This window comes from Dyadobacter sp. BE31, assembly GCF_031457695.1.
Classification (GTDB): domain Bacteria; phylum Bacteroidota; class Bacteroidia; order Cytophagales; family Spirosomataceae; genus Dyadobacter.
Window position 1 is genome coordinate 143,041 of the sequence record NZ_JAVDXA010000004.1, and the last position, 16,646, is coordinate 159,686.

Here is a 16,646-nt window from a genome sequence, read left to right on the forward strand (position 1 = left end):
ATAGATATTCAAATCATTTTGCCAGATTTCGTGTTGACCTTGCATGAATATCTGGCAAATCTTTCAAAGGCTCCATCCTTTCGTACAGCCGTACCACCGGCAAATCGCATTTGCATTATTCCTTACATTACTGGGCGCCATTACGGCGCAGGTGAACCCGTGGGTACTTCGCTATACGGTCGACACGGTGCAGTCGATGCTCGACAAACACTGGGGTATCCTGCAAGGCAAGGAGCTACTGCTGCAAATCACAGCGATACTGTTCGTGAAAGAGATCGTGAACACGTTCATCGTTTTCGGACAGCGGTATTTTGGTGAAAAAATCCGTATCAAAGTTTCCAGCGACCTCGCGCAGAATGCCGTCAATCGCATTCTTACATACAATCTGGCATTTTTCAGCGATAATGAGAATCAGAAAGGCAAGCTGCAAACCCGCATCGACCGGGGTGCGGAAAGTCTTACAAAACTGATCCAGAACTTCTTCATCGATATTCTGCCATTGTTTGCCAATGCGGTTGTCGCGCTGGGCATTATGTTTTCGGCCAATTTCTACGTCGGCTGCATTGCATTGGCCATTCTGCCGGTCTATTTCTGGGTAAGCTACAAACAGGCTGGCGAGTTGCAAGGTGTGCGCCGGAAGTTGAAACGGCAGCGTGAGAACAAGAGCAATGGGCTCATTAACCTGATCGAGTCGGTGATTGTGATCAAATCCTTTGTACGCGAGAAGCTGGAAGGCGAAAAACAATACCGGCTGCAAATGGAGCTGATGGATTCGCAACTCAAAACGCGGAAAACCAACTTCACTTACGACGGTATCAAGAGTTTTATCGAGCAAATCGGTGTGGTACTGATCATTATTCTGACGGCCTACCTTGTGCTCAACCAGCAGATGTCTATCGGGGCCATCATGTTCCATATTCTGCTATTCAACAACGTCTCCGCCCCTATTCGCCAGCTGCACCGCATTTACGACGAGATGAACGACGCATTGACGTACTCCGAAGGCTTTTTCGATATTCTCGACGCCAGCAGTTCCGTAGAAACCAGCGGCGAAACCGTGAAGCCGCAATTCCAGGGCGATTACCAGCTTCGGAATGTGTCGTTTGCTTATCCCAATGGTACGAAAGCACTGTCGGGGATCAATATGGAAATCAAATCCGGACAAACCACCGCATTGGTAGGCCTCTCGGGCGCGGGCAAAAGCACATTGATCAACCTGCTCGTAGGCTTTTACGCACAGGATACAGGCGAGATACTGCTGGATGGAAAACCACTAAAATCCTACGACCTGTCCTCATTGCGGAACGCGATTGGCATGGTACTTCAGAAGAACCACATTTTCAAAGGCTCCATTGCGGAAAACATCTGGTACGGCAAGCCCGATGCTACCCGGGACGAACTCGTAGATGCCTCCAAAAGCGCCTACTTGCACGAGCAGATTATGGAACTGCCGAATGGGTACGAAACGGATGCGCAACTGCTTTCGGGAGGCCAGCAGCAACGCATTGCCATCGCACGTCTTTTCCTTAAAAACCCACCCATTATTTTCCTCGACGAGCCTACGGCCAGTCTCGACGCCATTGCCACCGAGCAAATCAAAAACAGCCTTGACGCGATCAAGAAAAACCGGACGGTCGTGATCATTTCGCATAGCCTCGCACAAATTCTGGATTCGGATCAAATTTACGTCATGAAAAAGGGTCAGATCGTCGAATCCGGCAAGCATGAAGATTTATATGAGCAAAACGGCGTTTACAGGCAAATTTTCAATGCTTCGGCCCGAAGCCTGAACCTCGGAAAGATGCTCGAAACCATGGGCCGCGACCAGGCTTGAAAAATTTTAAAATATTTTTTCGGGTCGGTGATCTAAAGAGATCCCTCCATCGTATGTCGTTTCATGATGACGAACGACTAATCCAAAACCGCCCGGCGTTGCACGCCATTAGCGGCTGGATTTTAAGATACAATTTAATTATTGTGGAGGGTAAGGTAATACATAGAGAGGGTGGCGAATGTCACCCTCTCTTTTTTATGCATAAAAAAACTCCCGGAGCGAATCCGGGAGAATGATATTGGAAGAGGTCTATGTGATATTAATGGCTTTCTTTCTCTTTTTCCAGATTGAACAGGTCGTTCAATACGTCGATCAGCGTTTCGGCTTCGCCTCTTTTACAAGCGGCTTTCAATTGAAGTACCGGCAGTTTGAGGATTTTCTGCATCATGCTGGTGGTAATGCGTTCCACTTTTTCCAGCTCCGATTCGGTGAGGTTTTTCGTAAAACGCCCCAGCTCTTCTTTGCGGATCTGTTCGAGTGCGCCTTTCAGCTTCTGGATCGTCGGTGAAACGATCATTTCGCGCGACCAGTCGTTGAACTCGACCACCGCTTCGTTAATGATCTCCTCCACGTGCGGCACCGAGTCGAGGCGGCGTTGCAATGCTTCATCGGCTTTGGATCGGATCGAATCGATCGTGTAGAGCATTACCCCTGGCACTTCTTCCACTTCCGGCGACACGCTGCGCGGTACCGAGAGGTCGATAAAATATTTGAACGACATGCCGCGGAGGCGTACCATCATTTCCTTCGTGAAGAACGGCTCTTCGCGCTGAATGGACGATACGATAATGTCGGCATTTGAAATTTCTGTTTCAATATCTGCAAAATCCGCAACCCGGAAACCCAGTTCCGCGCCGAGTGCTTCGGCTTTGCTACGGGTCCTGTTTACGAGTGTTACTTCCGCATTGGTATTCTGCGAAAGGTTGCGGCACACATCCGTTCCGATCTCACCCAATCCTACCACGAGGATTTTAGGATTTGGCATCAGTCCTTCGAGCAATTCGACGGCCGCATAGGAAACAGAAGCAGCGCCATCACGGAAGAATGTCTCCTGCGCGACGCGTTTGTTTGCGAAAAATATGGTGTGAAGCAGTCGGTGCAGGAACGGCCCGGCCATATTGAGGTCGGCCGACCATTGGTATGCATGCTTGATCTGGTTCGGGATTTGCATATCCCCTACCACTTGCGACTGCAAGCCCGTGGCTACGTGGAACAGGTGCTGCACCGCTGCGTCGCCTTCCGAAAACTGCTCGAAATATGCTTTAAAACTTTCTACGTCCTCAACTCCTTTTTCGATCAGCAAAAGCTTGATAATGTCTTCGTTAAGATCGGTAGCGGAGGAGTAGTATATTTCGGTGCGGTTGCAGGTGGAGACGGCAAGAACGTCGGCGATATCGAAAAAATCTTTCAGACGAAGCATCATGCTCTTTGCTTCCGCCTCATTCAATGCAAGCTGTTCCCTGATAGCAAGAGGAGCATTCCGATGTGATAAACTGACTGATTTGAACTGGTTATACATCACTTGGTCTAATTCGATTCACAAAAATACTGTACAAAAATCATAATATGAATGTGGAACTATGACCGTTCACTTATTTAGAAAGCATTTAAATAAAACTGCCATAAGTCATACAAATTTCATCCCTGGAAAGGCCGGAAAACATGATCTTCGTCATATTCCGAGCTGACCCGCGAGGGTGATGAAAAACGGTCGTGAAGCCACTAAGCTTAAATTATTTGCGTTATTTGTAAACTATAACATTAACATCGGGCTTATTGTGCCCGACCCGGAATGATCAGCGAAACCCCAAAAGAAAAACCACGTTTCAAGCTGCACCCCGTAGCCATTTTGAACAGCCAGCGCTTGCGCCGTTCGTTGATGGATACTTATGACCAGAAAAGCTTTTACAAATACGTGATCGGGATTATCCTGCTCATCCTCAGCATCGGTTCGTTGTTTTATACCGACAAACTGGTAGAGGAGCTGGAAGAACGGGAGGAAAGGGAAGTGCAGCTTTATGCAGAAGGCTTGCGGTACGTCGTAAACAGTCCGCTGGACGAGAACTTCAATGTGATTTACCAGGTCATTGAGGATGCCGTGAATTTCTACCAGATTCCGGCCATTTACGTGGATGAAAACAACATCCCGAACCCCAACAAGAACATCAAATTCCCTGCCAAAATAAGTCGCCAGGAGCGCGAACGCATTATTCAGGAAAAGCTGGAAGAAATGAAACTCGAACATCCGCCCATCCCGGTGGAGCTGGGCAAAGGCCGGGCGGGGAAAATCTATTACAGCAACTCGTTTTTGCTTACACAGCTACGTTACTACCCGTTTTTGCAGCTTTCGGTGATGCTTCTGATCGGCTACCTGGCCTACCTCGCATTCAGTTCGGCAAGGAAGGCCGAGCAGAACCGGGTTTGGGTCGGTTTAGCAAAAGAAACTGCCCACCAGCTGGGCACGCCGCTATCCTCACTCATGGCCTGGGTGGAGTACTTCCGCAGCGACCCGACGATAGATCCGTCCATCGCCGAGGAAATCGAAAAGGACGTAATACGGCTTGAAATGATCACGACCCGCTTTTCGAACATCGGGTCTGTTCCGACGCTCCGGCAGGAACCCATCGCGGATATTGTGACCCATTTTATCAACTACCTCGAAAAACGGGTTTCTTCCAAAGTAAAATTCGAAGTCCATAACCAGCTTGCCGAAGAGCAAACTACCCTATTGAACAAAAACCTGTTTGAGTGGGTGATTGAGAATATATGCAAGAATGCGGTGGATGCGATGAGCGGTGTAGGTGAAATTCATGTTACGCTGCAAGCGCCTCCCCGCGCGAAGGAAATCTGGATCGACATTGCCGATACCGGAAAAGGGATGACCAAGGCACAGGCAAGCAAAATCTTCAATCCTGGTTTCAGTACCAAGAAACGCGGCTGGGGCTTGGGATTAACACTCGCCAAAAGGATTATCGAGAACTACCACGCCGGCAAGCTATTCGTTAAAACCTCGGAGGTAGGAAAAGGAACGACATTCAGGATAATCCTGAATGCCGATATTATAGAAGAATCTTAGGAGATTACGGCAGAAGCGGAACTACGACGGTATCCGTCATGATTTCATTGCTGACCCTGAATGCGCGGTCGATAATGCTGGCTTTGAATTTTACCGTAGTCGGAACCGCACTGCGTGATTTAAAGAAACGGGCATTCAAATCCAGTTTACCCTTGATCGGCCCGGCTTTCCCGTCCAGTTTCAACCTTGGAAAAAACTTGAATGAGTCACCGCTCATGATCCTTTCAGACCATGTGCCGTTCTTTTGCTTAATCATTGTTATCAGCCTGTAATTTGCTTCCAGATTCCAGCCAGGTGCATCCATATATCTTTTGGTAAAAACATCCCTGTCCTGTACCTCCGCATTGGTAGCGCCCAGGTCACCATCGCCGTCCTCAAAATCAACTGTGATTGTTACAACTTCTGTTTCCCCCGTCGGCGCTCCATCAACACTATCGATTTGCGTATCCTGCGAAACCCCGTTATAGTAAATCGCCGGTGTATCACTGAAATCGGGAATATCGACACAACTCGCCGATGCAACCGCCAATAGTATGAACAAGGAAACTTGCAGCTTCATATGAGTTCTATTTTTAACTTTGCTTTTTTAGTATCTACGAAAGTAAGAGGATTGGAACTTCAAAACAATAAATCCATTGCCGAAATACGGGCAGGGCTCCGGGAGCAGATCGTGACCTTCGAACCGGCCGATTTTGAGTCGCTTGCACTCAGGGTCTTCCGCTTTCAGGCCGAGTATAATCCCGTTTACAGGGAATATATCCGGCACCTGGGCGTCGATCCGGCACATATCGCCGATTTGACCCAAATTCCCTTCCTTCCAATCCAGTTTTTTAAGAATCATCGCGTCGCTACGGGGCATTCTTCCGACGCGTCAGTTATTTTTCAGAGCAGCGGGACAACCGGCCAGACTACCAGCCATCATCACCTTTACGACGAACCGCTTTACAAAGCCGTTTCATATCGTATTTTCCAGCATAACTATGGCGACCTGAACCGCTATCATATCCTGGCCCTGCTACCGTCATACCTTGAACGAAACAACTCTTCGCTCGTGTATATGATGCAGCATTTTATTGAGGAGAGCGAATCCGAATATTCAGGGTTTTACCTTAACAACGCGGGCGAAATGCTGCATCGGCTGCGCTACCTCGCCGATAACCCCGATGGCAAAGGCATTCTGCTGCTGGGTGTTACGTTCGCATTGCTGGACCTGGCCGAAAGCAGTTTTGACCTCTCCTTTCTCCAAAATACCGGTCATTTCACGGTGATGGATACAGGCGGGATGAAGGGCCGGCGGAAAGAGCTGCTCAGAGAAGAGGTTCACGACATCCTCACCGCCAGCCTCGGCGTGCCGGCGATCCATTCGGAATACGGGATGACCGAACTTCTTTCGCAAGGCTACTCGCATGGCGATGGCCTGTTCGTGCCCGGGTATTCGATGCGCGTCCTGTTGCGCGATATCAACGATCCTTTCGCGATCAGCGACCATAACCTCGGCTCGTCCAAAACCGGCGGCATCAACGTCATCGACCTGGCCAACCTCGATAGCTGCTCATTCATCGAAACCCAGGACCTTGGGCGGTTCGGGGAAAAACCCGGGACCTTCTATGTCATGGGCCGCTTCGACAATTCGGATATCCGCGGCTGCAATTTAATGGTCCTCTGAATCGTTAGAATCACCGTGCTGCGCATAACCGCCCGGTTACATTTTAATATAAATTTAATCCCTCCGAGTACCCTCTGAAATAGCCTGATACAGCCCTGGCACCTATATAGAATCATTCTAACCAACATATGAGTCAGAATATTTCATAAATTAGCAGGCTGTTCAAAATTGCATTTATCAAATGCGAAATTTCACTTTGGATTGTTAACCTATATTAAGTATATCAGATGAAAAGACGTGATGCCCTTGGTCGTGTGGCACTATTAATGGGTGGCACACTCTCCGCGCCCACCATGCTGGCTTTTCTGGAAGGCTGTAAGTCCTCCACAGAGACTGCCTCAGCAATGACTTTTCCGTTTTCCACGGACCGCAAGGCACTTGTGTCGGAGGTGGCTGAAATTATCATTCCAAAAACAGATACCCCGGGAGCAAAAGACGCCAAAGTGGGTGAGTTTATTGAAATGATGCTGAAAGACTGCTACGCGGCGAAAGATCAGGAAAGCTTTAACAAGGGCCTGGCAGAGTTGGAGAAGAAGGATTTTCTGAAAGCGAAACCGGAAGAACAAACCAAGATCCTGAAAGAGATGGAAGCCAATGCGAAAGATGAGCTCGCGAAGGCAGGTGAGGAAAAGAAAAAATATACCGAAGCAGGCAAAGAATATACCGACGCCGGTGTGCCGTTCTTCCGCCTGATGAAAGAGTTGACCCTGCTGGGCTACTTCACATCCGAGCCGGGCGCTACCCAGGCGCTGGAATACGTTGCCGTTCCGGGTCGTTACGACGGGTGCATCGACCTGAAACCAGGTCAGAAAAACTGGGCAATGTAATCCCCAAACAACCAAGTAAGGGCCGCCACGGCCATATTCTAAAATTTTTTGAAGCATATTCATCATGAATCTGAACATAAAAGCAACAAAACAAGCCACTTACGACGCGATTGTGGTGGGTTCGGGTATAAGCGGCGGATGGGCCGCCAAGGAGTTGACCGAAAAGGGTTTGAAAGTACTGATGCTCGAAAGGGGCCGGGACATCAAGCATATTGTAGATTATAAAACAGCTACCCTCGCACCGTGGGAGCTGGAACACCGCGGCAGGGTTACGACCGTGGCGAAAGAAGAATACTGGGCAGGTATCCGCACAGGCTATACCGCCAACGAAGAGCACCGCTATCTCTTCGAAAACGATAAAGAAAATCCTTACCTCGAAACCCGTAAGTTCGACTGGATCCGTGCATACCACGTAGGTGGCCGTTCCCTGTTGTGGGGCCGCCAGAGCTACCGCCTGAACCCTGTCGACTTTGAAGCAAACGGTAAAGAAGGTATCGGTGTAGACTGGCCGATCCGCTATGCCGACATCGCTCCCTGGTACGACTACGTAGAGAAATTCGCGGGTATCAGTGGTGCCAAAGACGGCCTCGACGTGCTTCCCGACGGGCATTACCTGCCTCCAATGCAAATGAACTGCGTTGAAAAGCACGTCAAAGGTGAAGTAGAGAAGAAATTCGCCGGCCGCCACATCATCATGGGCCGCGCGGCGCACCTTACGCAGCCGCAGGCGTTCCATACCGAGCTTGGACGCGCAGCGTGCCAGTTCCGTAACATGTGTATGCGCGGATGCCCCTATGGCGGCTATTTCAGCACGCAGGCGGCTACATTGCCGGCAGCGCAGAAAACCGGTAACCTTACATTGCTCCCGGATTCGATCGTGTCAGAAGTTATTTTCGATGATAAGCTGAACAAGGCGACCGGCGTGCGCGTGATCAACCAGAATACCCTTGAAACCAAGGAATATTTTGCCAAAATCATCTTCCTGAATGCATCGGCGATCGCTTCTTCATCGATCATGATGAACTCCAAATCGAAACGCTTCCCGAACGGGTTGGGTAACGACAGCGACCAGCTGGGCCGTAACATTATGGACCATCACCTGGCCGTGGGTGCAAGAGGTGATGTGGAAGGTTTCGAAGATAAATACTATTTCGGACGCCGTGCGAACGGTATCTACATTCCACGTTACCGCAACTGGGGCAACGACAAACGCGACTATGTGCGCGGGTTCGGCTACCAGGGTGGTGCGAGCCGCGAAAGCTGGGGCCGCGGCGTAGGAACCGACGGTTTCGGTGCTGATTTCAAAAAGGAAATCTCGCAACCAGGCGGATGGACGATGAACATCGGTGGTTTCGGTGAAATGATCCCTGACGAGAAAAACCGCTTCACGTTGCACCCTACTGAAAAAGACAAATGGGGTCTCCCGGTAGTCGTTTTCGATGCGGCTTATGGCGAAAACGAGAAGAAAATGCGTCAGGATATGATGAACGACGCAGCTGAAATGCTCGAAGCGGCCGGTCTGAAAAACGTGACACCTTACAATGACGAATCGAAACACCCGGGTATCGGTATCCACGAAATGGGTACGGCACGTATGGGCAACGATCCTAAAACGTCTGTTCTGAACAAGCACAACCAGGTTTGGGGCGCTGAGAACGTATATGTTACCGACGGATCGTTCATGACCTCGGCATCCTGCGTGAACCCGTCGCTCACTTACATGGCGATGACCGCACGTGCAGCCGACCATGCCGTGAAAGAGCTCAAAAAAATGAACGTCTAACGGATCCCGATCCGTAACACGCTAAAACCTCGCAGGTAAATCCTGCGAGGTTTTTTCTTTTTCGGTGTAACCCTTTCCGGCTATTTATCAGTATTGCCTGTAACCGTTCCCTAAACCACCTTGTTTTGAAAGAAACTACTACGCTGCCGCCTCAACGTGTTTCGTCTGTCGACGCCTACCGTGGATTTGTAATGTTCCTCATGATGGCCGAAGTGCTGCGGCTCGGCAGAGTGGCCGAGGCATTTCCGGAGAGTGCTTTCTGGGCATTTCTGGATTTCCACCAAAGCCACGTTCCCTGGGTAGGATGCTCGCTGCACGATCTGATCCAGCCTTCGTTCTCATTCCTCGTCGGGGTGGCACTCCCTTATTCGATGGCCAGCCGTGCAAGCAAAAACCAATCGGTGACGGTGATGTGGTTGCACACGCTCCGGCGGTCGCTGATCCTGATATTGCTGGGAATCTTCCTGCGTTCGATGCATTCGGAGCAGACTAACTTTACATTTGAAGATACACTGACGCAAATAGGTATGGGATACCCGATCCTTTTTGCCCTGGGATTTGCTTCGGAAAAGACTCAGCGGTACACGCTTGTATGGGGCGCATTACCTGTGATTCTAGTAGGTTATGCAGCCTTCTTTGCATTATACCCACTTCCGGGCCCCGATTTCGACTGGTCGCAAACCGGTACTACGGCCGACTGGGAGCATAACCTGAAAGGCTTCGCTGCCCATTGGAACAAAAATACCAATGCGGCCTGGGCATTCGACCGCTGGTTCCTGAACCTCTTCCCCCGCGAAAAACCGTTCGAGTTCAATGGCGGCGGTTACAGCACTTTGAGCTTCATTCCCACATTAGGAACCATGATATTGGGTTTGATCGCCGGCAAATGGCTGAAATCGGCGACGTCGTCAACCTTGTTACTGAAACGCTTCCTCATAACCGCGGCGGTGCTGTTGGTACTCGCATTGGCATTCCATTTCACCGGTCTTAACCCTATCGTGAAGCGCATCTGGACCCCCGCCTGGACGTTGTTCAGCGGCGGCTGTGCATTTCTGCTCCTATCCGCATTCTATTTTGCGGTGGATGTAAAAGATCTGAAATCCTGGTTCTACCCACTGATTGTGATCGGCACCAATTCCATTGCAGCTTACGTAATTGCCGACGGCTTCGGCAGTTTCGTCCGCGGATCGTTTAAAATCCATTTGGGACAGCATTATGATACGGTCTTCGGGGAAGGGTATGCCTCGCTCGTGAGCGGCGCGTTGATCCTGTTTACCGAATGGCTAATCCTCCGGTGGATGTACAAAAAGAAGATTTTCATCAAGATCTGAGTTGCGCCCCTATCTTTGGGGTTATTCTCAACTATTTTTCCCATGCTGAAACTTCAAGCAGTACACCATATCGCAATCATATGCTCCGACTATCCGAAGTCGAAACAGTTTTACACCGAGGTTCTTGGATTTACCATCGACCGGGAGGTTTTCCGAGAGGCGAGAGACTCGTATAAACTCGATCTTTCGCTGAATGGTCAGTACATTATCGAGCTGTTTTCATTCCCCACGCCGCCTGCACGCGTATCGCGCCCGGAGGCTTGCGGCCTCAGGCACATTGCTTTCCAGGTGGAAAACGTGGAAGAAGCCATCGCCGATTTGAATACAAAAGGGATTTTCCCGGAACCTGTTCGCATTGACGAGTTCACAGGAAAGAAATTCACCTTCTTCTCAGATCCCGACGATCTGCCGATCGAATTGTATGAAATCTAATGAATGAGAACAGGATCAGGCAGCTGCCGTGAGGCCATAGCTGCGTTGGTTGCCTGATTCAAGTTTACAGAGCATATCGTAAAACTCCGAAGTGCGGGTGAGGTGCTCGTCCATCAGGCGTTGCGCCTCAGGTTCGCGGTCAAGATAATACCGGAGCGATTTGTAGAGCTGAATAGTAGCCGCTTCAATTTTTTTAAGGCAGGAAGCCACTTCCTCCCTCCCTTTTGCACTCCCAAGCAATTGCAGCGAAGTATGAGAAGTGATCTGGTTTTGGTCGGCCAGTTCCTTATCGTTGAGAAAACATTTGAAGTAATCGTACACAGCGCGGATTTCTTTCTGGAACAAAACGGCGCTGAGATGTCCCTGGCTTAGCACCCGCCTGAACGGCCCCATACCGTCCATCTTTAATGCTTCCAGATACAAAACTTCCCTCTTCTTCTGCTCATTCCATAATGCCCTGATCATCTGAATGAACTCTTTGCCTTTGCTCTCCTCCATATGCTCCAAAAGTTAAAGCGTTGTAGAATAAGTTCTTAAAAAACTGTACCTGAATCCGCCCTAATATCCGGCTCTATGGGTATTTAAATAGTAATTCCTTTTTAAGTCATAAAAACTTTTTAATAACCTTTTTTCAAAATATCGGACACAAAATGAACGCTGTTTTGTGGGCAAATTTTGCCATAACTGTGGCCCGTGGGATGGGGAAATGTGGATTACGCAAACCACATACCCAACCGCATTTTTTTGTCCTGACCAGAAAGCCGCTAACTTTGCTGGCTTTACAATATTTGAGCGCTATCGCGGTTTTTATTGAGCAGCGAAAGCCTAATACAAATTCTGAATATGTCTAAAATTAAATTTCATATTGGTCTCATTACGATTTCACTTGTAAGCGCATGTAAGACTACTGCCCCGCCAAAGCAAACGGTAGCCGAATCACAGCCGCTCCTCGAAATCGGAAAAGAGCAATTCTCCCTCGATGATTACCAGGATTCTTACAATAAAAACAAGTACGCAGCCGATTCGACCAAAGCATTGACTCCGGAGGAATACCTTCCGCTCTATACCGATCTGAAAATTAAAGTACTGCAAGCAAAATCGGACGGAAAGGATACTACGCTCGACTACCGAGAAGAAATAGCCTCCTACCGTGACCAGCTGGCAAAAAACCATCTTGTAGATAAGGAACTTGTCGAAAAGCTGACCAACGAGGCATATAACCGCTTGAAACAGGAAGTACGGGCGTCGCATATCCTGGTTGGTGTATCCGAGGACGCCTCACCCGCAGATACCCTCGAAGCCTACCGTGCGGCGATTGCCCTCCGCGGACGCCTCGAAGAAGGCTCGGATTTCGCCGATATGGCAGCCCGCTTCTCCAAAGATCCTGCCGCAAAGAGTACTAAGGGCGACCTGGGCTATTTCACTGCATTCCAGACGCTTTACCCGATCGAAACCGCAGCTTACACATTGTCTGTGGGTAAAATATCGCAACCCGTTCGGACGAAGGCCGGGTACCACCTCATTAAAGTGAACGACCGCCGGGCCAACCGAGGCATGGTGCGCGTGGCGCATATCATGGTAAAGGTGGATACGACAGGCACCGCCGCCCAGAAAGAATCGGCCAAAGCGCGCATCGATGAAGCATATACACAATTGCAAAATGGTACGGAATGGAATATGGTAGTAGATAAGTATTCCGACGACCGTGAATCCAGAAAAAACGGCGGGCTGCTACCCCTGTTCGGCACCGGCCAGATGGTACCGGAAATTGAGGAGACCGCATTTGCATTGACCCGTGTGCAATCCTACTCGAAACCTGTGCTGACGATGTACGGCTGGCACATCATCCGCCTCGTCGAGAAACGCCCGATTGAAACACTGGCCAACATGGCGCCGTCGCTCCGTAAAAAAGTCGTGACCGATTCCCGCGGTAAGGTAATCGAGCAGGCTAATGCAAAGCGCCTGCGCGAGAAATATGCCGTGCAGGAAGCGGCAGATCAATGGCAGCAGGTTGCGGTATTGGCCGATAGCACATTGCGGACCGGCAAATGGGATTACCAGCGTGCCGTTTCAGCCGATTGGTCTACTGTGACCCTTTTCCGGATCGAACAGCGGCCTTATGACGCGTTATCGTTCCTGAACTACGTAAAACGCAAGCAACAGCCCCGCCCGAAAGACGCGTCGCCCGCTGTCGTTTTCCGCCGCTACTACAACGACTACCTCACCGAATCGCTCGTGGATTACGAAAAAGAGCATTTGGAAGAAAGCAATCCGGAGTTTCGCAGCCTGATGAACGAAATCCGCGAGGGCGTACTGCTTTCACAAATCATGGAGGAGCAGGTTTGGCAACGCTCGCTTTCGGACTCTACCGGGCAGCGTAGTTTTTATGAGAAGAACAAGGCCCGCTACAACTATCCTGAACGTGCATTCGCAACCATCGTAACTGCCAAAGACACGCAAACTTTGAACAGCGTGAAAAAAACTTTAGCTACCAGCCCCTACAAGCTGGAAAGAAAATCGAAGGAGCTGCTGTTCCCCGTCAATTCCGCCGAAATAGGCAATCAGCAGCTGGAAGCGCTGAATGACCTTTATATTATCATGGAAAAAAATGCGGATTACGTGGTTGAAATCGCCGGATACCGCTCTGCCGACGAGCCTGAAATCATTTCTTCGACCCGTGCCCGCAATGTTGTTAAATATTTAAATGCACGAAACATCCCTATTCTGCGTATCATAGAAAAAGACTATGGTTCTTTCCGGCAAACGGCCGAGCAGGAGCGTAACCGCAGGGTGGCGTTCCAGTTTTACAGCCAGTCGAAAAGTGATGTGGAAAAGGTTTACAATGCGGATGCCCCAGGCTCGGTAACGATCCGGGAAGGCTATTTCCCGAAAGCCGATCCGCTATTCGCTGGTTTCAAATGGCAGGCTGGCGAGCAGACGGCAACCAGCGGTGGTAGCTTCCTTTGGGCAAATGTGGCGAAGATTGATCCGCCGCGTCCCAAGACATTCGCGGAAGCGCGCGGAACGGTAATCAACGACTACCAGAAAGAGCTGGAAAAGCAATGGCTGGCGAGGTTGCAGGAGAAGTTCCCCGTTAAAGTCAATGCACAGGAATTAGAAAAAATTAAGCGATAGCCGTATTTTAGCATTCATAAATCGAATCTGTTTCATTTTTAGGAGTTTAATTCAATAAAACCCGCAATAATCCAAATCAGCATACAAGGAAAATATGAAAGTAAATAAATGGATCGGGGCTCATTTGATAGCCGCTATCATGCTGCTGATCAGCGTGATAAGCTACGGACAAGGTCAGCAGGGAGTGAGCCTTGACAAGATCATCGCCAGGGTCGATAATCATTACATCCTGAATTCGGAGCTGGAAGATATGTACAACCAGTACAAAGCCGAAGGACGCCAGGCTCCCGAAAAGTGCCAGTTGCTCGAATCCCTGATTATCAACAAAATGCTCCTTGCCAAAGCGGAAATCGACTCCGTGACGGTGGAGGACAAGGATGTCGACGGTGAGCTGAATGCGAAAATGAATTACATGATCCAGCGCTTCGGTTCGGAAAAGAACATCGTGGAAGCCTATGGCAAAAGCGTCGAAAACCTCAAAGGCGAGCTTCGCCAACAGGTGAAGGAACAGAAAATCGTTGAAAAAATGCAGCGTACGATTTCCGGTAACGTGAAAATCACGCCGGCGGAAGTGCGCAAGTTCTTCAACTCTATTCCCAAAGACAGCTTGCCTTACATTCCTTCGGAAGTGGAAGTGGGCCATATCGTGAAGAAAGGTACCGTTACGCGCGAGCAGAAAGAGAAACTAAGGCAGCAGTTGCTAGACCTGAAAGCACGGGCTGAAAAAGGCGAAGACTTTGCCATGCTGGCGCAGGTTTATTCGGAGGATTTGGGGTCGGCCAAAGTTGGCGGCGACCTCGGTTTTGCCAAACGCGGTGCGATGGTCCCCGAATTTGAAGGCGCTGCATTGGCACTCAAACCTGGGGAAATGTCAGGAATTGTGGAATCTCAGTTTGGTTTTCACTTAATCAAACTCCTCGAAACAAGAGGTGCCGAGTACCACGCAAGACACATCCTACTACGCCCCGACTACAACAAGGGAACAGATATGACCTCGGCGACCCGCGCGCTCGACAGCCTCCGCACGCTCATCAAAAGCGATACATTGAAATTCGCAAAAGCGGCTTTGGACAACTCCGACGATAAGGAAACGGCAGAATCGGGCGGATTGATCCAGGACAGAAGCACAGGACAATCCAAACTTACACTCGACGCTTCCATGGACCCCGCATTGTATTTCGCGATCGATACCATGAAAGTGGGCGATCTGAGCATGCCAGTTTCGTACCGCCTGGAAGACGGCAGCAGCGCAATGCGTATCCTTTGGTATAAAAGCAAATCGGAACCGCATACCGCTAACCTGCACGACGACTATGAAAAAATGGCGCAGATCGTACTGAGCAACAAGCGTAACAACGCGCTGGAAGAGTGGTTCAAAAAAGCCCAGGGCGACGTTTACATCAGCATCGAACCCGAATACAGAAATTGCAAAGTACTTGGGCTGGCCGCCAACGCCGACGATTTATAGCGGTAAAACGACGGTAATCATTGCTTTTAACGAGTGAAAATCTAACCAAACATAACGTGAAGTATTCATCGGACGTAGAAGCTGCCGAAGCTATGAAAGTAGCTTATGATAAAATCCGGAGTGAAATCGGGAATGTGATTATCGGACAGGATGAAGTTGTTAAAAGACTGCTTACCGCCATTTTTTGCCAGGGGCATTGTTTGCTGGTAGGCGTTCCGGGGCTTGCAAAAACGCTTCTCATCCAAACCATCGCTTCTTCGCTCGACCTGAACTTCAACCGGATCCAGTTTACGCCCGATTTGATGCCTTCCGATATTCTCGGCTCGGAAACACTCGACCAGAACCGGAATTTCAAATTCATCAAAGGACCGATTTTCGCGAATATCATCCTCGCCGATGAGATCAACCGGACGCCGCCTAAAACGCAATCGGCATTGCTGGAAGCGATGCAGGAATATTCGGTAACCATCGCCGGCGCCAAACACCCGCTCGACAGGCCATTCTTCGTGCTCGCTACGCAAAACCCGATCGAACAGGAAGGTACCTATCCCCTGCCCGAAGCACAGCTCGACCGTTTCATGTTCATGATCCAGCTCGACTATCCTTCTTATGCCGAGGAGGTGAATATCGTCAAGAACACGACCAGCGATAACCGTTACCAGGTTAAAAAAGTGATCAGTGCGGAGGAAATCACCGATTTCCAGCACCTCGTGCGCCGAGTACCCGTGACCGACCATGTGATCGAATATGCGGTGAAACTGGTACACAAAACCCGTCCGAAAGGCAGTCTGGCCATTAAGGACACCAACGATTACCTCGAATGGGGAGCTGGTCCACGGGCGTCGCAATCGCTGATCCTGGCGGCGAAATGTAATGCATTGCTTTCCGGCAAATATTCGCCGGATATCGAGGATGTGCAAGCGGTTGCATTGCCGGTATTGCGCCACCGCATTATCCGCAATTTCAAGGCCGAAGCGGAAGGCATTTCTGTCGACGACATTATCGGAAGACTGCTTTAAAACCAGTAAGAATTTACTATTTCAACATTATTAGTTTGTGTCATTCGCGGATGGCACAAACTTTTGTTTTTTAGC

Annotated in this window: 13 protein-coding genes; 10 read left to right on the forward strand and 3 right to left on the reverse strand. The window is 49.7% G+C overall.

The features are described from left to right. Positions 1–43: 43 nt before the first annotated feature. Complete coding sequence (locus J2Y43_RS21325; RefSeq protein ID WP_309987714.1) at positions 44–1,834, forward strand: ABC transporter ATP-binding protein; 1,791 nt, start codon at positions 44–46, stop codon at positions 1,832–1,834. A 259-nt stretch (positions 1,835–2,093) separates the two neighbouring features. Here J2Y43_RS21325 and hemA read toward each other — a convergent pair whose 3' ends face one another. Continuing rightward, positions 2,094–3,353: a glutamyl-tRNA reductase gene (gene hemA, locus J2Y43_RS21330; protein ID WP_309987713.1), complete on the reverse strand. Its 1,260-nt coding sequence runs from the start codon at positions 3,351–3,353 to the stop codon at positions 2,094–2,096. A gap of 273 nt (positions 3,354–3,626) precedes the next feature. Between hemA and J2Y43_RS21335 the strand changes: the two genes are divergently transcribed. Then, positions 3,627–4,910 (forward strand): HAMP domain-containing sensor histidine kinase, encoded by a 1,284-nt coding sequence (locus tag J2Y43_RS21335; protein WP_309987711.1) that lies wholly within the window; start codon positions 3,627–3,629, stop codon positions 4,908–4,910. Between the two features lie 4 nt (positions 4,911–4,914). Here the strand turns inward: J2Y43_RS21335 and J2Y43_RS21340 are convergent, their stop codons facing one another. After that, positions 4,915–5,469 (reverse strand): hypothetical protein, encoded by a 555-nt coding sequence (locus tag J2Y43_RS21340; protein ID WP_309987708.1) that lies wholly within the window; start codon positions 5,467–5,469, stop codon positions 4,915–4,917. A gap of 51 nt (positions 5,470–5,520) precedes the next feature. Between J2Y43_RS21340 and J2Y43_RS21345 the strand changes: the two genes are divergently transcribed. From J2Y43_RS21345 to J2Y43_RS21365, 5 genes are all read left to right on the forward strand, one after another. Then, on the forward strand, positions 5,521–6,576 hold the full coding sequence (locus J2Y43_RS21345; RefSeq protein WP_309987933.1) for an acyl transferase: 1,056 nt from the start codon (positions 5,521–5,523) through the stop codon (positions 6,574–6,576). A gap of 227 nt (positions 6,577–6,803) precedes the next feature. Further along, positions 6,804–7,403, forward strand: coding sequence for a gluconate 2-dehydrogenase subunit 3 family protein (locus J2Y43_RS21350; RefSeq protein ID WP_223403281.1), 600 nt, complete (start codon positions 6,804–6,806; stop codon positions 7,401–7,403). A gap of 64 nt (positions 7,404–7,467) precedes the next feature. Continuing rightward, positions 7,468–9,186: a GMC family oxidoreductase gene (locus tag J2Y43_RS21355; protein ID WP_309987706.1), complete on the forward strand. Its 1,719-nt coding sequence runs from the start codon at positions 7,468–7,470 to the stop codon at positions 9,184–9,186. A 125-nt stretch (positions 9,187–9,311) separates the two neighbouring features. After that, positions 9,312–10,517 carry an acyltransferase family protein gene (locus J2Y43_RS21360; protein ID WP_409014474.1) on the forward strand — a complete coding sequence of 402 codons (1,206 nt, stop codon included), beginning with the start codon at positions 9,312–9,314 and terminating at the stop codon, positions 10,515–10,517. Positions 10,518–10,559: 42 nt separating this feature from the next. Beyond that, positions 10,560–10,949 (forward strand): VOC family protein, encoded by a 390-nt coding sequence (locus J2Y43_RS21365; RefSeq protein ID WP_309987704.1) that lies wholly within the window; start codon positions 10,560–10,562, stop codon positions 10,947–10,949. 15 nt (positions 10,950–10,964) lie between these two features. Here J2Y43_RS21365 and J2Y43_RS21370 read toward each other — a convergent pair whose 3' ends face one another. Next, positions 10,965–11,447 (reverse strand): hypothetical protein, encoded by a 483-nt coding sequence (locus tag J2Y43_RS21370; protein WP_309987703.1) that lies wholly within the window; start codon positions 11,445–11,447, stop codon positions 10,965–10,967. Between the two features lie 345 nt (positions 11,448–11,792). Here J2Y43_RS21370 and J2Y43_RS21375 point away from each other — a divergent pair, with 345 nt between their 5' ends. The 3 genes from J2Y43_RS21375 to J2Y43_RS21385 all read left to right on the forward strand — a co-directional run bounded on the left by J2Y43_RS21375 (position 11,793) and on the right by J2Y43_RS21385 (position 16,571). After that, complete coding sequence (locus J2Y43_RS21375) at positions 11,793–14,084, forward strand: peptidylprolyl isomerase (RefSeq protein WP_309987701.1); 2,292 nt, start codon at positions 11,793–11,795, stop codon at positions 14,082–14,084. 94 nt (positions 14,085–14,178) lie between these two features. Further along, the gene (locus tag J2Y43_RS21380; protein WP_309987699.1) at positions 14,179–15,552 is read left to right on the forward strand and encodes a peptidylprolyl isomerase; all 1,374 of its coding nucleotides are present in this window, start codon (positions 14,179–14,181) and stop codon (positions 15,550–15,552) included. Positions 15,553–15,608: 56 nt separating this feature from the next. Beyond that, positions 15,609–16,571, forward strand: a complete 963-nt coding sequence (locus J2Y43_RS21385; protein WP_223403292.1) for a MoxR family ATPase — start codon at positions 15,609–15,611, stop codon at positions 16,569–16,571. The last annotated feature ends 75 nt before the right edge of the window (positions 16,572–16,646 follow it).